At 61.8% G+C, this 16,825-nt stretch carries 15 protein-coding genes; 8 read left to right on the top strand and 7 right to left on the bottom strand.

The features are described 5' to 3' along the window. Positions 1–5: 5 nt before the first annotated feature. Genes tssG through tssA form a run of 6 tightly spaced genes read right to left on the bottom strand, consistent with a single transcriptional unit; the run spans position 6 to position 6,735 of the window. On the bottom strand, positions 6–1,013 hold the full coding sequence (gene tssG / locus LIY36_RS23400) for a type VI secretion system baseplate subunit TssG (protein WP_226457331.1): 1,008 nt from the start codon (positions 1,011–1,013) through the stop codon (positions 6–8). Beyond that, positions 977–2,746 (bottom strand): type VI secretion system baseplate subunit TssF, encoded by a 1,770-nt coding sequence (tssF, locus tag LIY36_RS23395; protein ID WP_226457330.1) that lies wholly within the window; start codon positions 2,744–2,746, stop codon positions 977–979. Before tssF ends, tssG begins: the two co-directional genes overlap by 37 nt. Further along, complete coding sequence (tssE, locus tag LIY36_RS23390) at positions 2,736–3,155, bottom strand: type VI secretion system baseplate subunit TssE (protein ID WP_230412835.1); 420 nt, start codon at positions 3,153–3,155, stop codon at positions 2,736–2,738. The genes tssF and tssE overlap by 11 nt, the downstream gene beginning before the upstream one ends. Continuing rightward, the gene (gene tssC, locus LIY36_RS23385; protein ID WP_226457329.1) at positions 3,152–4,627 is read right to left on the bottom strand and encodes a type VI secretion system contractile sheath large subunit; all 1,476 of its coding nucleotides are present in this window, start codon (positions 4,625–4,627) and stop codon (positions 3,152–3,154) included. Before tssC ends, tssE begins: the two co-directional genes overlap by 4 nt. A 25-nt stretch (positions 4,628–4,652) precedes the next feature. Continuing rightward, entirely contained in the window at positions 4,653–5,150 is a 498-nt protein-coding gene (tssB, locus tag LIY36_RS23380; RefSeq protein ID WP_192300842.1) for a type VI secretion system contractile sheath small subunit, read from the bottom strand. 31 nt (positions 5,151–5,181) lie between these two features. Then, the gene (tssA, locus tag LIY36_RS23375; protein WP_226457328.1) at positions 5,182–6,735 is read right to left on the bottom strand and encodes a type VI secretion system protein TssA; all 1,554 of its coding nucleotides are present in this window, start codon (positions 6,733–6,735) and stop codon (positions 5,182–5,184) included. Between the two features lie 468 nt (positions 6,736–7,203). On the opposite strand from tssA, the gene LIY36_RS23370 reads away from it, so the two are divergent. Further along, complete coding sequence (locus LIY36_RS23370) at positions 7,204–7,719, top strand: Hcp family type VI secretion system effector (RefSeq protein WP_192300840.1); 516 nt, start codon at positions 7,204–7,206, stop codon at positions 7,717–7,719. A 37-nt stretch (positions 7,720–7,756) separates the two neighbouring features. Here the strand turns inward: LIY36_RS23370 and LIY36_RS23365 are convergent, their stop codons facing one another. Beyond that, positions 7,757–8,578, bottom strand: coding sequence for an aldo/keto reductase (locus tag LIY36_RS23365; protein ID WP_226457327.1), 822 nt, complete (start codon positions 8,576–8,578; stop codon positions 7,757–7,759). A gap of 106 nt (positions 8,579–8,684) precedes the next feature. Between LIY36_RS23365 and LIY36_RS23360 the strand changes: the two genes are divergently transcribed. The 7 genes from LIY36_RS23360 to LIY36_RS23330 all read left to right on the top strand — a co-directional run bounded on the left by LIY36_RS23360 (position 8,685) and on the right by LIY36_RS23330 (position 16,804). Then, entirely contained in the window at positions 8,685–9,179 is a 495-nt protein-coding gene (locus LIY36_RS23360; RefSeq protein WP_226457326.1) for a DUF1543 domain-containing protein, read from the top strand. A gap of 222 nt (positions 9,180–9,401) precedes the next feature. Further along, complete coding sequence (locus tag LIY36_RS23355; protein WP_010210937.1) at positions 9,402–9,683, top strand: peptidylprolyl isomerase; 282 nt, start codon at positions 9,402–9,404, stop codon at positions 9,681–9,683. A gap of 130 nt (positions 9,684–9,813) precedes the next feature. Beyond that, on the top strand, positions 9,814–11,661 hold the full coding sequence (locus LIY36_RS23350; RefSeq protein ID WP_226457325.1) for an extracellular solute-binding protein: 1,848 nt from the start codon (positions 9,814–9,816) through the stop codon (positions 11,659–11,661). Beyond that, positions 11,661–12,722 carry a microcin C ABC transporter permease YejB gene (locus tag LIY36_RS23345; RefSeq protein ID WP_192300836.1) on the top strand — a complete coding sequence of 354 codons (1,062 nt, stop codon included), beginning with the start codon at positions 11,661–11,663 and terminating at the stop codon, positions 12,720–12,722. The genes LIY36_RS23350 and LIY36_RS23345 overlap by 1 nt, the downstream gene beginning before the upstream one ends. Then, positions 12,722–13,744, top strand: a complete 1,023-nt coding sequence (locus tag LIY36_RS23340; RefSeq protein WP_226457324.1) for an ABC transporter permease — start codon at positions 12,722–12,724, stop codon at positions 13,742–13,744. Before LIY36_RS23345 ends, LIY36_RS23340 begins: the two co-directional genes overlap by 1 nt. A 10-nt stretch (positions 13,745–13,754) precedes the next feature. Further along, on the top strand, positions 13,755–15,326 hold the full coding sequence (locus LIY36_RS23335) for an ABC transporter ATP-binding protein (RefSeq protein ID WP_226457323.1): 1,572 nt from the start codon (positions 13,755–13,757) through the stop codon (positions 15,324–15,326). An 80-nt stretch (positions 15,327–15,406) separates the two neighbouring features. Then, entirely contained in the window at positions 15,407–16,804 is a 1,398-nt protein-coding gene (locus LIY36_RS23330; RefSeq protein WP_226457322.1) for a sigma-54 interaction domain-containing protein, read from the top strand. The last annotated feature ends 21 nt before the right edge of the window (positions 16,805–16,825 follow it).

Genomic DNA, 16,825 nt, shown 5'->3' with positions numbered 1-16,825 from the left:
GATCCTTAATGAAGGTTGCCGGCCAGAGTGACCACGCCGTCGGCGCGCTCGTGCCCCAGCCAAGTGGTCCAGCCCAGACGACACACATTGCGTTCGCCGATATGCAACGCGCGGATTTCGCCCTCGGCCAGCCCCAGCCTCAGGTCATAGGCCAACGGGTCGCGCACGGTCAGCCGCACCAGCGCACACAGCGGCTGGTAGCCCGCACCGAACAGCAGGAACTCATGGAAGCGCTGCCAATCGAGCCCGACGATATGCACCCTGAACTTGCCGCTACGGTCGGCAACCCGTTCGCCCAATACCGAGTCCAGGCCAAGTCCATGATTGGCCTGGCCCAACCGGGTGAGCTGACACGGCGCGATCAGCACGCTGCGCGCCACCCACTGCTCGATAAACAAGCGGTGGTGCTTGAAGTAGTACCGCAGCACGGTCTCGATCAACGCCGCCGAATGCGCGCGCAGGCTCAACAGCCCGAGATACGGCAGCAATCGCTTGCAATCGAGTGGCGCGGCTTCGCGGATCGCCGGACCGCCCAAGCCCACCAAGGCAAACATCTGCTCGGAGAAGGCATCACCGGCGCCACTGCGAAACCGAGCCTGGTAGCGATACTTGCGCCAGATCGGCAGCAACAGCCGGTGCAGGCGATGTTGAAACAGGTTGAGAAAATCCCGCGTGGTGTTGCCTCCCGCCTGCTCGGCGTAGGCCTGATCGCCGTAGAACGCCGGCAGTGGCGAGCCCGCGCCAAACAGCCCGAGCACATTCAGGCGCAGACGTGCGCGCAACTGGCCGTGCTCGGTGAAAAACTCCACGCGGTCAATGTCGTGCCCGGCAAATCCCAGGCCCGGGTTGGCGACAAATTCCAACTGGTCGTACAGCGCGTCCTCATCCAGCAAAGGATGGGCTTCACGCAAATGCTCAATCACCTGCAACACCGCCTGGTACAACGAGTACTCGCGGATGCTGCGCGACAGCGGGGTTAAAGCACGGGCTGCTGGCCCATCCGGGGTGGCCATAGGTACACATCTCCTTGTGTGCTGATGACGCGAAGTTCGTGGTACGAATTGAGGCTGGCGTACAACGCGAAAAACTCATTGAGGACCGAGGCGAATACAAACACTTCGCCTTGGCCGAGAAAGCCCTGAGGGTCGATGCCCAGGTCGACGCGCAGACCGCGAACGGGCAAGCCTCGATGCAAGCGGTCGACGGCGGAGTGACTGATGGAGCGCAAGGCGTCCAGGCGTCGACGGCTGACCTTCTGTGCCTGGCGGTCGTGGTAACGCGGCAGGTCGTAGGTTTCGAGGATGACCTTCAGTGCGTTGATGTCAGTCAGCGACAGGTAGTTGAGCGACATGTGGCTGATTAGCTTCCACAGGAAGTCCTGGTCCAGGGGCGGAGCAAAGCTCTGGGTCGGTACGCTGATATTGCGGAACGCGATAAATTCCGGAGTTTGTTCGCAGGCCCTGTTGATCTCGCCGACTTGCAGTTGCCGCGGCAGGTTGTGGTTGGTGCACGTCAGCTCAACCGACAGGGTTTCCTGCTCATGCCCACGCCCACTCCTCACCACCAGCCAGGTATCCAACCCGCCATGCTGAGCCGAGGACCGTTGGCGCACGGTGTAACTTGCTGGTTTTGCGCAGTCATCAGCGTCATGTTCAAACGATTCGAACGGCACGTAGGCCTGGTAACCCAAGCCGCCTGGCCGCCACCCGGTGACGCTGTCCACGGAAAACACACTGGCGGTGCCCTGGGTGAACTCACCCGGCAACAGCAGGTATTCATCCCTCTTTGCGTCCAGTCGAACCGGCACCGCGTCGTGCTGGAACAGGTTGACAATGGGCGTGCAGTACAGCTTCACATTGTCCAGCGTCGGCGCTTGCAGCACCGCCCCGCGCGCCCGCAGGTCAAAGCGCAATACCAGACTGCGAGTCTGTTTCAGCACTGCGGCGGGCAGCGTGTGCAGCGCCTCCAGCCCCTCGATGTCGACAAACAGGTACTTCTCGGGAAATGCGAAGTACTCCTGCAAATGGCGATAGCCACGGAAGGTATTCTGCGGATAAGGGATCAGCGCCTGATCTTCGGCAAACCCTACGGGGCGCACATGGTCCGGGCGCAGCCGCAACACGGCCGCGTCCGTGACCGGGCTCCCATGTTGATCCAGCAGCACCAACTCGATGCCATCCAGGTGCCGCAGCAGGCTGAGATACAAGCCCTGACTAATGTAGCGATCACCGGCCAGGTGCAGACGCAGGGCGTCGAATACCAGCTCGCTGAAATTGCCCTGGGCGCACATGTCCAGGCGCAGGCTCATCAGCCCGCGTTCGCCTCTGGCAACGTAATCCAGCGCACCGAGTTGCAGCGGCATGATCCGCGTGGCGTAGCAGGTGCGAAAACGACAGCGCTGCCCATTCACCCCCACACTCTCCACGGCAGTGTCCCGGGCCACCTGAACGGCGTGCCCGGCGCGCTTGAGCGGGTCGAACTGCAAGATGCTGAACGCCGGTAACGGACGCATGTAGTTGGGCCACAACAAATGCATCAACGAGTGAGTCAGCTCGGGCAACTCGTCATCCAGCTTCTGGCGCAAGCGCCCGGTGAGAAACGCGAAGCCTTCGAGCAATCGCTCCACATCCGGGTCCTGCCCGGCATCCGCCAGAAACGGCGCCAGGGCCGGGTTGCGCTCGGAGAAACGTCGGCCAAGCTGGCGCAAGGCGCTGAGTTCGCTTTGGTAGTAACGGTTAAATGCCATCGGGCAGCACCTCGACATGGCCACCGTCACTCAGCCGCGCGCAGAAGGCGACGGGCTGGGTGATGCCATCGACGGTCAGCAAGGCTTCAACCGCGAATGCCAGGGCCAGGGGGTTGCGATCACGGGGCAACAACCGGACCTGGACATTGGCCAGGCGAGGCTCGTAGGCCTGGATAAAACCCTCGATTTGCAGGCGCGACTGGCTCAATGACTCATGCAAACTGCGACGCATGTCATTGAAGTCGGGCAAGCCGTAGTCCGGCAGCGTCTGCACGCTGCCAGCACGGGTACTGAGCATTTTCCCCAGGTGGGCGGCGACGCAGGTCACCCGTGATGCACCGCTGGGCGTCGGCTGCTCGAGACGCTCGAACAGGCTGCGGTGATCGTTCACCCCTTGGCCGGCACTCATGCTTTGTCGAGCTTGCCGACCAGGGACAGAGTGAAGTCCGCCCCCATGTACTTGAAGTGCGGGCGCACGCTGAGGTTGACGCGATACCAGCCGGGTTCGCCCTCGACATCACTGACCACAATCCGCGCAGCCCGCAACGGCCGCCGGCCACGCACTTCGGCGCTGGGGTTCTCCTGGTCGGCGACGTATTGGCGAATCCACTTGTTGAGCTCCAACTCCAGGTCCGTGCGCTCCTTCCAGGAGCCCAGCTGTTCGCGCTGCAAGACCTTGAGGTAATGGGCCAGGCGGTTGACCACCATCATGTAGGGCAACTGCGTACCCAGGCGGTAGTTCAACTCCGCTTCCTTGCCTTCGGCGCTGATGCCGAAGTGCTTGGGTTTTTGCACCGAGCTGGCGGAAAAGAACGCTGCGTTGTCACTGCCCTTGCGCATGGTCAGGGCGATGAACCCCTCCTCGGCCAGCTCGTATTCGCGACGGTCGGACACCAATACTTCCGTGGGAATCTTGGTTTCGATTTCGCCCATGCTGTGGAAATGATGCAGCGGCAGGTCCTCCACCGCCCCGCCGCTTTGCGGACCGATGATGTTCGGGCACCAGCGAAAGCGCGCGAAACTGTCGGTCAGGCGCGTGGCAAAGGCGTAGGCGGTATTGCCCCACAGGTAGTGCTCATGGCTGTTGACCACGTTTTCTTGATAGGCAAAGGTCTTGACCGGGTTTTCCAGCGGATCGTATGGCGTGCGCAGCAGGAATCGCGGCACGGTGAGGCCTATGTAGCGCGCGTCCTCGCTCTGGCGAAAGCTCTGCCATTTGGCAAACTGCGGGCCTTCGAAATGATCCTTGAGGTCCTTCAGGTCCGGCAGCCCGGTAAAGCTTTCCAGGCCAAAGAAACCCGGCCCCGCCGAAGCGATAAAGGGCGCGTGGGCCATGCAGGCGACGCTGGCGGCGTACTGCATGAGCTTGACGTCCGGAGCGCTGGGTGACAGGTAGTAATTGGCAATGATCGCGCCCACGGGCTGGCCGCCAAACTGGCCGTATTCGGCGCTGTAGATATGTTTGTAAAGGCCGGACTGGGTGATTTCCGGCGAGTCCTCGAAGTCGTCGAGCAGATCCTGGCGGGCGACATTCAACAGCTCGATCTTGATGTTTTCGCGAAAATCGGTGCGCTCGACTAACAGCTGCAAGCCCTTCCACGCCGATTCCAGTGCCTGGAATTCGGGGTGATGCAGGATCTCATCGATTTGCTGGCTGAGCTTGGTGTCGATCTCGGTGATCATCCGGTCGACCAGGCGTTTTTTCACCGGCTCGCCGCTGTTGTGCGGCTTGACCAGTTCTTCGATAAACGCCGCGACACCGCGCTTGGCAATGCCATAGGCCTCGTCATCGGCGCTCAGCAGTGTCTGTGCGATGATGTGATCGAGAATGCTGGCGTCGCTGCTCAGAGGCTGGGGTTGGAGGTGTGTTTGGGTGGTCATGCATCAGTGTCCTTTTACTGAAGAGTCACGGGTGGGCGCTGTTCAATCCCAGCTCTGCCAATACCCGAGCGCGGGAATCATCGTCAGCCAGAGCCTGCTCAATGGCTTTGCGGAAACTGGGGGTGTTGCCCAACGGGCCCTTGAGCGCCATCAACGCTTCGCGCAGGACCATCAGTTTGCGCAGTTCGGGCACCTGCTCGACGAGGTTGGCGGGGTTGAAGTCTTTCATCGCATTGATGCGCAACTGGATCGCCAGTTCATCGACGTCGGCGTCGTCTTGCAGGCGATTGGGCACGCTGAGGGTGAGGCTCAAGGCCTGCTTGGCGAGCACCTCGTCGAGGGTGTTCTTGTCGATGCCGATGGGTTTGCGGTCTTCCAGCTTGCGCAGGTCCTCGCGCCGGGTGAAATCCCCCAGCACCAGCAACTTCAACGGCAGTTCAACCTCTTCCTGGGCGCCGCCAACCGCCGGCTTGAACGTGATATTGATGCGTTCCTTGGGCGCAACCGAACCTTCTTTGGCCATGGTGTTTCTCCTTTTCCTGTGGCTTGAAAGCCTATTCAAGTACCGCTTCGAGATCGAAACGGCACAGCCTGCGATGGCTGTCTTCCTTGCATTCGCGCACGGCCTGGTTTTGTGGCAACAGGTCGCAACAGCGGTACAACAATTGCGCAACCTGCAGGGCCAACGCCGGTTCCCAGCGTTCCAGCCCGGCGTGTTGCAGTTCCTGATCGAGCTGTTCGAGCTGGATCTTCGCCAACTCGTGCTTGCCCGCCAGCAGACACAAGCGGGCCACGGCGAGGCGCCACTGGAAGCGTTCACGCTCGCTGGTGGCGGCTTGCATACCTTGGTTGAGTTGGCTGACGGCGGCCTTGAGCCCGTCCTTGCGCAGGATCGACATGACCTGCTGCAACGCGGCTTCCCACGGTTGCGCCGTGGCGTCGACGAGCACTTTGGGCGGCGCGGGCTGGCGCAAGTGACGTTCGATATGCAGCGAGATCCAGTCGCGGGTGGCGCGGCTGGCAAAGGCTGTGCCGTCGTGAAAATGCAATTGGGGCAGGTCCGGCAGGCGCTTGAGCAACTGGGCAAAGTCAGCCTCCAGCTCGCTCATCGCCAGCTCGGCCTGCAACGCGGCGAGGCACTGCCAGGCCATGTGCAAGCCATCGAACCAGAACATCGCGGTGGCCAGGCTGGCTTCCAGTTCCAGCAACAAATCGGCGTAGTGCCCTTGGGCGAAGCGCTCCTGGTAGCGCTGGAGCTTGTCCGGCGCCGGGCCGCGCAGGCTGGTGATGCGCTCACTATTGGCGTCCGGGTAGCCGACCAGGGTCAGCCAGGCCATGGCTCGGCTCAGGCGCAGGGCGCGCAAGTCGGTGGCGTCCTGGCGCAACCACCAAGCGCAAAGGGGTCGGGCCTGATCCTGTAACGTGCGCAGGCGCTTGTGTGCGTCTTTTTCACTGTCGATGGTGGATTCGGGGGCGAGCAATTGGGTGGTGGCCTGTTTGAGCTGGGCGATCACCCCCGCCACCGCACCGGGTGCCGGCGTGCCTTGTGTGGCGTGCTCCAGGTGCTCCGACAGTTGCCGCCGCAACGGCAGCAACATCGGTGCGTCATCCCCCAAGTGCCCGGCCCAGAGTTCATCGAGTCGCGTCAGGTGTTCGAGGATCGCTTGAAACAGCGGGCGTTGCTGGGCCAGTGGCAGGTTTTGCAGACACAGCGGCTCAAGACGCAATTCCAACCAGGCAAAGGCGGCGGCACGCGTACGTGGCTTGGCGGGAAACACCTCGACCCAATGCTGCTCGCAGAGATAGCGCAGCAGCCCAAGGCCAGCGAGCAACCCCGGGAAGGATTCGCACTCATGCAGCGCCCAGGTCAGCCACACCGCGACGCGCACATCCTTTGAATGCTCGCGCAACAGGCACTCACTGATCTCGCGGACTTTCTGCCAGTCCGGCTGGCGGGTGCCGTGCATCGACTGCAACTTGGCCAGTTCTGACTCCAGCGCTTCATATTCGCTTGAATAACGCATGTCACTGCCGGCAAAACTCGTTTGCGAGCAAGGTGAACGTGCAAGTTCAAGGTAATAGTCGAGGCACTTATCGGAATAGTTCATGGGCCGCCATACATGACCGTCAGAAGCAGGGCTGGCAAACTAATTGCACTTATCGCACAAAGTAGCGCGCCACATTAACTTCGCTCGATCGCCGCGAAGCCAGCAAACCTTAGCCATGCCTAAAACGTTCAGCAAGCAACCAAACAAGAGTTAAGGAATATCCTACACACCGCAAAAATCAAGGCCTGCGCAGCAATTTGCGCAGCACAAACGTGTAAGCCAGGCGTTATTCATGCGCACTTCAAGCACATCCAAGAGACGCCAATATGAGCAATTAATTGCGCACTTACGCGCAACTAATCCGACTTAAATTTCGCACACCGACTAAAAGAAAACCCGCAACTTACCGCGCCAGCCATATTTCATTGGCTCACACACTTTCAGGCACGTTTCTTGTTATAGGGCTCTGCCCACCCGGCACCGTCTGTCGGGTGGAACTACCTCAACCATCAGGCAAGGAAACCCGTCATGCCAACACCCGCGTATCTCTCCATCACCGGTGTCAAACAAGGTTTGATTACGGCAGGCACGTTTACCCAGGACTCGGTAGGTAACATTTACCAGGAAGGTCATGAAGATCAGATCCTGGTCCAGGCGTTCGCCCATCAGGTGATCATTCCCCGTGATCCACAGTCCGGCCAGCCGACCGGCCAGCGCGTGCACAAACCACTGATGATCAGCAAGATCTTCGACAAGTCGTCACCGCTGCTCTTCAGTGCGCTCACTGGCGGCGAAGAGGTCAAATGTCGCCTGGAGTGGTTCCGCACCTCGTCGGCCGGCACCCAGGAGCACTACTTCACCATCGAGCTGGAAGGCGCGACCATCGTCGACATCCAGTCGCGCATGCCGAACTGCCAGGACCCGGCCAACGCGCACTTCACCCATCTGGAGGACGTGTATTTCACCTATCGCAAGATCGTCTGGACCCACGAAGTAGCCGGCACCTCTGGCTCGGATGACTGGCGCACACCAGTCTCCGGCTGACGTCACGGGTCGCGGCCGCCAGGGACGGCAGCCGTGACTAGACCATCGCCAGCGGGTGCTTGCGCTGGGGTGCGCCAAACACCCGATCGATTGCGTCCAGGTCGTGCTCATCCAGCACCAGTTGCGCGGCGCTGGCGTTGAGCCGCACGTGCTCGGGAGTAACGGCCTTGGGGATCGCGATCACACCGTCCTGGCGCAGCACCCAGGCCAGGCACACCTGGGCTGGGGTGACGTCATGGCGTCGGGCGATCTGCTTGAGTGTGCTGCTGTCCAGCAATGCGCCGCCCTGGGCAATCGGGCAATAAGCCATTAGCGGCAGATGGTGTTGTTGCCACCAGGGCAACAGGTCGAATTCGATGCCGCGCTCTTCGATGTTGTAGAGCACCTGGTTGGTGGCGCATGCCGGGGCGGCGAGCTCCTGGAGGTCTGCCACATCGAAGTTGGACACGCCCCAGCGGCCGATCTTGCCGGCTTCGCGCAGGCGCTCGAAGGCTTCGACAGTTTCTTCAAGGGGATACTGGCCACGCCAGTGCAGCAAGTACAGATCGATGTAGTCCGTGCCCATGCGTTGCAGGCTGGCGTCGCAGGCGCGCGGCACACCTTTGTGGCTGGCGTTGTGCGGATACACCTTGCTGACCAGGAACACCCGGTCACGCCTGCCGCGAATGGCTTCGCCGACGACTGCTTCGGCGCCGCCTTCGCCATACATTTCAGCGGTATCGATCAGGGTCATGCCCTCGTCGATCCCCAGTTGCAACGCGGCAACTTCAGCGCGGCGCTGGCCGGGGTCTTCGCCCATGCGCCAGGTGCCCTGGCCGATAACAGGGACCGGAACACCGGCCAGATCAATGGTACGCATGACAACCTCCTGATGAGTTCGCGGATAAACAGTGTGGCATTGGCCGGACAAAAGGGTTCAATCGCAGTATGGTTGGCGCCTGCCAACTCGCCAGGAAGTACCTGCAATGCTGTTTGTCGTCATGCTCGGGGGCAAGCACCCACGGGCCCGGATTGAAGTGCACGATGTGGTGTTCGCCGTGGCGGACACACTGCAAGCCACCTACCCGCAACTGCGCGACGCCTGGTTTGGCAGCGCCAAGGGCGTGCACATCGATTCGTGGATGGCGGTAGACGGCGTGGATGGCTGGAAGGTCCAACTCAGTCACCTCGCCCCCCAGGCCGATGCCCCGCGCCTGTATTTCATCAACCTCGGTGGTTATGCAGCCAACGTGTTTGGCGAGGCGCATCAGTATGTGCTGGTTGTGGCACGCACTGCGCGGGAGGCGAAAGCGTTGGGCAAGCAGCAGATGCTGCGTCACTGGGCCCAGGCGCATACCGATGCCGTGATGGATATAGACGACTGCCTGCCGATCGATCTGGTGGATGGGCGCTATGTTCACCTTGAACAAGCCCCACACCGGCCGATCGTGCAGCACAACGACTACATCGTGCTGCCCTGACACATCAAACGGTCCGCTGCGGTGGGTCAGCAAGACCGAGGTATCTGGATTTGGGGCGGCTTCGCCACCCGGCGCGGGGCAAGCCCGCTCACTACATGGTGCGGTCGCGGTTGGGTGGCATGGGGCGTTGGTCAGGCGTGTCGGAACACCAGCGGAACTTTGCCGGGAAATAACCGCCTGAATCCGGTAGGCTCACCCTTTTTATTCAAGGAGTTAATCCCCATGGCCAAAGCCACCGCCCGCCACATCCTCGTTTCCACTGAAGACAAGTGCAACGAACTCAAGGCCCAAATCGAAGGCGGCGCTGATTTCGCAGAAATCGCCAAAGCCAATTCCAGCTGCCCATCCAGCCGCGACGGCGGCAATCTGGGTTCGTTCGGCCCAGGCCAGATGGTCAAGGAATTCGACACCGTCGTCTTCAGCGCCCCGGTCAACACCGTGCAAGGCCCGGTGAAGACCCAGTTCGGCTACCACCTGCTGGAAGTCACCAGCCGCCAGGACTGATCCGGTCTGCGCTGATGCCCTACACAACGGCCCGCCTTTTGGTGGGCCGTTGTGCATGTGATGACTGGCGACGCTGCCGCCGTTAGCGTACAAATCCCTATTCTTCTATACGCGGCGTTCAAGGCTGATAATGCGACTGGCTTTTTCTACCCTGCTTAGCTCTACCCTGGCCCTGCTGCTGGCCAGCAGCGCCGTGATCGCGGCACCGCTGCCGTACCTCACGGTCTATGGCGAGCCGGCCAAGTACCCCGCCGGCTTCCACCACTTTGACTACGTCAACCCCAATGCGCCCAAGGGCGGCAACCTACGGCGCTCGGCCATTGAGATCGGGCGCTTTGACCATGTGCTGCCCTACATCGACAAAGGCATCGGTGTGTCCCAGGTCGACGGCTGGCTCTATTCGCCCCTGGCCCAGCGCTCCCTGGATGAGCCTTACACGGTGTATGGCCTGGTTGCCGAGAAGATGGAGCGCGCCGAAGACGGCCTGTCGCTGCGCTTCTTCCTCAATCCCAAGGCGCGTTTCGCCGACGGCACGCCCATCACCGCCGAAGACGTGCGCTACACCTATAACCTGCTGATGACCCAAGGCCGCCTTGGCTTTCGCACGCTGTTCGCCGACGTCAAGCACGTCGAAGTCGAAGGTGAGCGCCAGGTACGCTTCGATTTCTCCAGCAATGAAAACCGCACCCTGCCCCTCGACCTCGCGACCCTGCCGGTGCTGCCCGAGCACTGGTGGAAAACCCGCGACTTCGCCAACGGCGGCGGCTACGAGGCACCACTGGGCAGCGGCCCGTATAAAGTCAGCAAGATCGATTCCGGCAGCACCATCACCTTTACCCGTGACCCCGACTGGTGGGGCAAGGACCTGCCCGTCAGCCGCGGCCTGTACAACTTCGATCACCTGAGCCTGGAATATTTCGGCGATACCGAAGTAGCGCGCCAGGTCTTGCGCGGCGGCGCCTATGACTTCAACCGCGAGTTTTCCGCCACCGGCTATTCCATCGGCTACAACGGCCCGGCCCTAGACGACGGTCGCCTGCAACGCGCACATTTGGCCAAGCAGATGCCGCAACCGGCCCAGGGCTACGTGTTCAATGTGCAAAAACCGATGTTCAAGGACCGCCGCGTACGCCAAGCCCTGGCGATGCTGTGGGATTTCGAATGGGCCAACCGGCAGATGATGCGCAACATGTACATCCGCCAGCAGAGCTTCTTCTCCAACAGCCCGCTGGCCGCCAGCCAACCGCCGACCCCAGAGGAACTGGCGATCCTCGAACCCTTGCGCGGGCAAATTCCCGACGAAGTCTTTACGCAAGTGTTCAAGGCCCCGGTCACCGACGGCAGCGGCATGATCCGCGACAAACAACTGCAAGCCCTGGCCCTGCTGGAAGAAGCCGGCTGGAAACCCGACGGCGACCGCCTGGTCAACGCCGACGGCGAGCCGCTGGAGTTCACCTTCCTCAACACTCAGAACGGCCTTGAGCGCCTGCTGCTGCCGTACAAACGCAACCTCGCGCAAATCGGCATCACCTTGAATATCCGCCGTATCGACTCCTCGCAGTACGTCAACCGGATGATGGCGCGCGACTACGACATGATCGTGGTCGGCTTCCCGGTCACTACTTCGCCGGGGATGGAGTTGTACAACTACTTCGGCTCAGACGCCGCGTTCGATCCCGGCGCCAACAACTACATGGTCCTCAAGGACCCGGCGGTCGATACCTTGATCAAGGGCCTGGTCAAGGCCGACACCCAGGCGCAGATGCTCACCTACGCCCACGCCCTGGACCGGGTGCTGCAATGGAATTACCTGTGGATTCCCAACTACTACCCGCCCGGCACGTCCGCCGCATGGTGGAACCGCTTCGGCCGCCCTGCCGTCGAGGCGAAAAACGATGAAGCCCTGGAAAGCTGGTGGGAAATCAGCCCTACACCGCTGACAAACGAGCAGATGCAAAAACGCGGAGGCCGCCACTGATGCTTGCTTATATCGTACGGCGCCTGCTGCTGATCATCCCCACGCTGGTGATTATCCTGCTGGTCAACTTCGTCATCGTGCAGGCCGCCCCCGGCGGCCCGGTGGAACAAGCCATCGCCCACCTGCAAGGCATCGGCGGCGGCGCGGTCGGCGGCTCGGGCGGTGACGGCATCAGCGGCGGCTCCCGGGCCAGTCGCGGCCTGGACCCGAAGCTGATCAAGGACATCGAAAAACAATACGGCTTCGACAAGCCCGCACCGGAACGCCTGTGGCTGATGCTGACCAGCTACGCCAAGCTGGATTTCGGCAACAGCTTCTTTCGCGGCAAAACAGTGATCGACCTGATCCTGGAGAAAATGCCCGTCACCATCTCCCTCGGCCTGTGGGCCACCCTGATCACCTACCTGGTGTCGATCCCCCTGGGGATTCGCAAGGCGGTGCGCCATGGCAGCAGCTTTGATGTGTGGAGCAGCACCGCCATCGTCATCGGCTACGCCATGCCAGCGTTCCTGTTTGCGATGTTCTTGATCGTGGTCTTCGCCGGCGGCACCTCGCTGAACTGGTTCCCGGTGCGCGGGTTGGTCTCGGAAAACTTCGAGGAACTGAGCACCGTCGGCAAGATCGCCGACTACTTCTGGCACCTGGTGCTGCCGGTCACGTCGCTGGTGATCGGCGGTTTCGCCACCCTGACCATCCTCACCAAAAACTCGTTCCTCAATGAAATCACGCGCCAATACGTGGTCACCGCGCGCGCCAAGGGCTTGAGCGAACGGCGGGTGCTATACGGCCATGTGTTCCGCAACGCCATGTTGCTGGTGATCTCGGGGATTCCCCAGGCGTTTATCAGCGTATTCTTTGCCGGTTCGCTGCTGATCGAGGTGATTTTCTCCCTCGACGGCCTCGGGCGCATGAGTTACGAAGCGGCGGTGTCGCGGGATTATCCGGTGGTGTTCGGCTCGCTGTTTATCTTCACCTTGTTCGGCCTCTTGATAAAACTCATTGGTGACCTCTGCTACACCCTGGTCGACCCGCGTATCGACTTCGCCGCGAGGAACGCCTGATGTTCAACCTGTCTCCCGTGGCCCGTCGACGCTTCGAACGGTTCAAGAAAAACCGACGTGGCTGGTGGTCGCTGTGGCTGTTTATCGGCCTGTTCATCCTGACCCTCGGCGGCGAGTTGATCGCCAATGACAAGCCCCTGGTGCTGAGCTTCAAGAACGAGCTGTATTTCCCGGTGTTCAAGCGCTACACCGAGCAGCAGTTCGGCGGCCAGTTGCCGTTCCAGGCCGACTACCGCAGTGACTACGTGCAAAAACTGATCAAACAGGACGGCGGCTGGATGCTGTTCCCGCCGGTCCCGTTCAGCGACGATACGCCCAACTACGAACTGACCCGGCCTGCCCCCAGCCCGCCTTCGGCCGTGAACTGGCTGGGCACCGATGACCAGTCGCGGGATGTGCTGGCGCGGGTGATCTTTGGCGCGCGGGTCTCGATCCTGTTTGCCCTGGCGCTCACCGCGATCAGTGCCGCCATCGGCATTGCCGCCGGTGCGTTGCAGGGTTACTACGGCGGCTGGGTCGACCTGATCGGCCAGCGGGTGCTGGAGGTGTGGTCGGGGCTGCCGGTGCTGTACCTGTTGATCATCCTGTCGGGCTTTGTCGAGCCGAATTTCTGGTGGTTGCTGGGGATCATGGCGCTGTTTTCCTGGCTGGCCCTGGTGGACGTGGTACGCGCCGAGTTCCTGCGCGGACGCAACCTGGAGTACGTCAAGGCCGCTCGCGCACTGGGCCTGAGCGACGCCAAGATCATTCGCCGACACATCCTGCCGAATGCCATGACCGCAACCTTGAGCTACCTGCCTTTTATTCTGACCGGTGCGATTTCCACCCTCAGCGCCCTGGACTTCCTCGGCTTCGGCATGCCCGCCGGCAGCGCCTCGCTGGGTGAATTGATCGCCCAGGGCAAGCAGAACCTGCAAGCGCCGTGGCTGGGCCTGACGGCGTTTTTCACCCTGGCACTGATCCTGTCGCTGCTGGTGTTTATCGGCGAGGCATTACGTGATGCCTTCGACCCCCGTTCATGAGTGACTGCAGATGAACCTGATCGAAATCCGCGACCTCAGCGTCGCCTTCAGCGGCCAGACCGTAGTGAACAAGCTGAGCCTGGACGTACGCCCCGGAGAGTGCCTGGCACTGGTGGGCGAATCGGGCTCGGGCAAGTCGGTGACGGCCCACTCGATCCTGCAATTGCTGCCCGAAGCCGGCACGCAAACCACAGGCTCCATCCAGTACCGCGGCCAGGAGCTGATGGGCGCGCCGGCCTCGACTCTGCAAAAGCTGCGCGGCAACCGCATTGCAATGATCTTCCAGGAGCCAATGACGTCCCTGAACCCACTGCACAGCATTGAAAAACAGATCGGCGAAACCCTGCTGTTGCACAAGGGCCTGGGCGGCAAGGCGGCGCAGGCGCGCATCCTCGAATTGCTCGATCTGGTGGGCATCCAGAACCCCCGGGAACGCCTCAAGGCCTACCCGCACCAACTCTCCGGCGGCCAGCGCCAACGGGTCATCATTGCCATGGCCCTGGCCTGCGAGCCGGAACTGCTGATCGCCGACGAACCCACCACCGCGCTGGACGTGACGGTACAGCGCAAGATCCTGCTGCTGCTCAAGTCCCTGCAACAACGCCTGGGCATGTCGTTGCTGCTGATCAGCCACGACCTCAACCTGGTGCGCAGCATTGCCCAGCGCGTGTGCGTGATGCATGCCGGCAAGATCGTCGAGCAGGCCGATTGCCAGACCTTGTTCAACGCACCGCAACACCCTTACAGCCGCCTGCTGCTGGATGCCGAGCCGGCGGGTGAAGCGCTGTGCAGCGAGGAGCGCGAGACCGTGTTACAGGTTGACGACCTGACCGTGCAATTCCCCCTCGGCGGCGGCCTGTTCCAGCGCAAAACCTACCTGCGCGCGGTGGACGGCATCAGCCTCAGTGTGCAGCGCGGCAAGACTCTGGGGATTGTCGGCGAATCGGGCTCGGGCAAATCCACCCTGGGGCAGGCGATCCTGCGCTTGCTCGACTCCACCGGCAGCATCCGCTTCCAGGGCGAAGCCCTCGACCCGCTCAATCATCAGCAGATGCGCCCGTGGCGCAAGCAGATGCAGGTGGTGTTCCAGGACCCTTACGGCAGCCTCAGCCCACGCATGACAGTGCAGCAGATCATCAGCGAAGGCCTCGAAGTGCATGCGCCGTGCAGCGTTGCAGACCGTGACGCGCAGGTGATCCAGGTGCTCAAGGACGTCGGCCTCGACCCTGCCAGCCGGCATCGTTACCCCCATGAATTCTCTGGCGGCCAACGTCAACGGATCGCCATCGCCCGCGCCCTGGTGCTCAAGCCCGCATTGATGTTGCTGGATGAGCCGACCTCGGCCCTCGACCGCACGGTGCAGAAGCAGGTGGTAGCGCTGTTGCGTGAGTTACAGGAGAAGTACGGCCTGACCTACCTGTTTATCAGTCATGACCTGGCGGTGGTGCGGGCGATGGCCCATGACATGATCGTGATCAAGGACGGCAAGGTCGTGGAGCGCGGCGCAAGCCAGCAGGTATTCGAAGCGCCCCAGCACGCCTACACCCAGGAGCTGCTGGCCGCCGCGCACATCCTCCTGTAAACCCATCCCCCTGTGGGAGATGGCTTGCCTGCTCCCACAGGACCGCACTCCCACTCCCATTTTGTGTTGGCGACATAAGCATGAACACCAACGAAAGCCTCAAGGATTACCAACAGGTGCGCGGCCTGGCCATCCAGTCGCTGTTCGAGATCATCGAGCAGTCCAGTGAAGGCACGGTGATTGTCGACCGCGACGCGAATATCGTCTGGATGAACGAGCGCTACGCCAAGCGTTTCGGCTTGAAAAGCGCCGACGAGGCCATCGGCCAGCCGTGCGAACAGGTGATCTCCAACAGCCTGCTACGCCAGGTGGTGCGCAATGACCAGCCGATCCTGCTGGATATACAGGACACACCCAAAGGCCCGCTGGTGGTAATGCGCCTGCCGATCCACAACGATGCCGGCGCGGTCATCGGTGCGATTGGCTTTGCGCTGTTTGATGAGCTGCGCAACCTGTCGCCGCTGATCGAACGCTACCTGAGCATGCAGCAGGAACTGGCTTCGACCCGCTCGTTGCTGCGTTCGCGACAGAGCAAATACAACTTCGCGCACTTTATCGGCACCAGCGCCGCCAGCCTCGAAGTCAAGCGCCGTGCGCGGCGCAGTGCCAGTGCCGAGTCGCCGGTGTTGCTGCTTGGCGAAACCGGCACCGGCAAGGAGCTGCTGGCCCAGGCGATTCACGGCGCATCGAAGCGGGCACACAAGGCGTTTGTCAGCGTCAACAGCGCGGCGATTCCGGCCGACCTGCTGGAGGCCGAGTTCTTCGGCACCGCGCCGGGGGCATTTACCGGCGCCGACCGCAAGGGCCGTCCCGGCAAGTTCCAGATTGCCCAGGGCGGCACCTTGTTCCTCGACGAAATCGGCGATATGCCCCTGCCCCTGCAAAGCAAATTGCTGCGAGTGTTGCAGGAAAAGGAGTTCGAGCCGGTAGGCTCCAACGAGATGCTGCACAGCGATGTACGGGTGATTGCCGCCACGTCCATGGACCTGGAGGCAGCGATCAAGCGTGGCGAGTTTCGTGCGGACCTGTATTACCGCCTGAATGTATTGCCGATCCAGGTGCCGCCGTTGCGTGAACGATTGGAGGACATCCCAGCGTTGAGCGAAGCGATTCTGGAGGAGTTGCGCAGCCAGCACGAACTGGATCGCGAAGCCCTGGCGCTGCTGGCGCAACATGCGTGGCCGGGGAATATTCGCGAACTGCGCAATGTGCTGGAACGGGCGGCGTTGCTCAGTGATGACCTGGTGTTGAACGCCGAGGAAATTCGCGCAGCCATCGGCACCTTCACCCCGGTGCAACGCACTGCCGTGGCGACGGTAGCGGGCGAAAGCTTCAGCGCGGCGCGGGAGCGCTTTGACCGGCAGATCATTGCGGCGGCGTTGGCGGCCTGTGGCGGGAATGTGGTGGAGGCAGCCAAGCGGCTGGGGCTTGGCCGCTCGACGCTGTACAAAAAGATGCTGGCCCTCGGCATCGCCTAGTCTCAAAACAGAGACAGCACT

This window comes from Pseudomonas sp. AF03-9 (genome assembly GCF_020515815.1).
Lineage (GTDB): Bacteria > Pseudomonadota > Gammaproteobacteria > Pseudomonadales > Pseudomonadaceae > Aquipseudomonas.
This window is presented reverse-complemented; position numbering and strand designations above follow the sequence as displayed.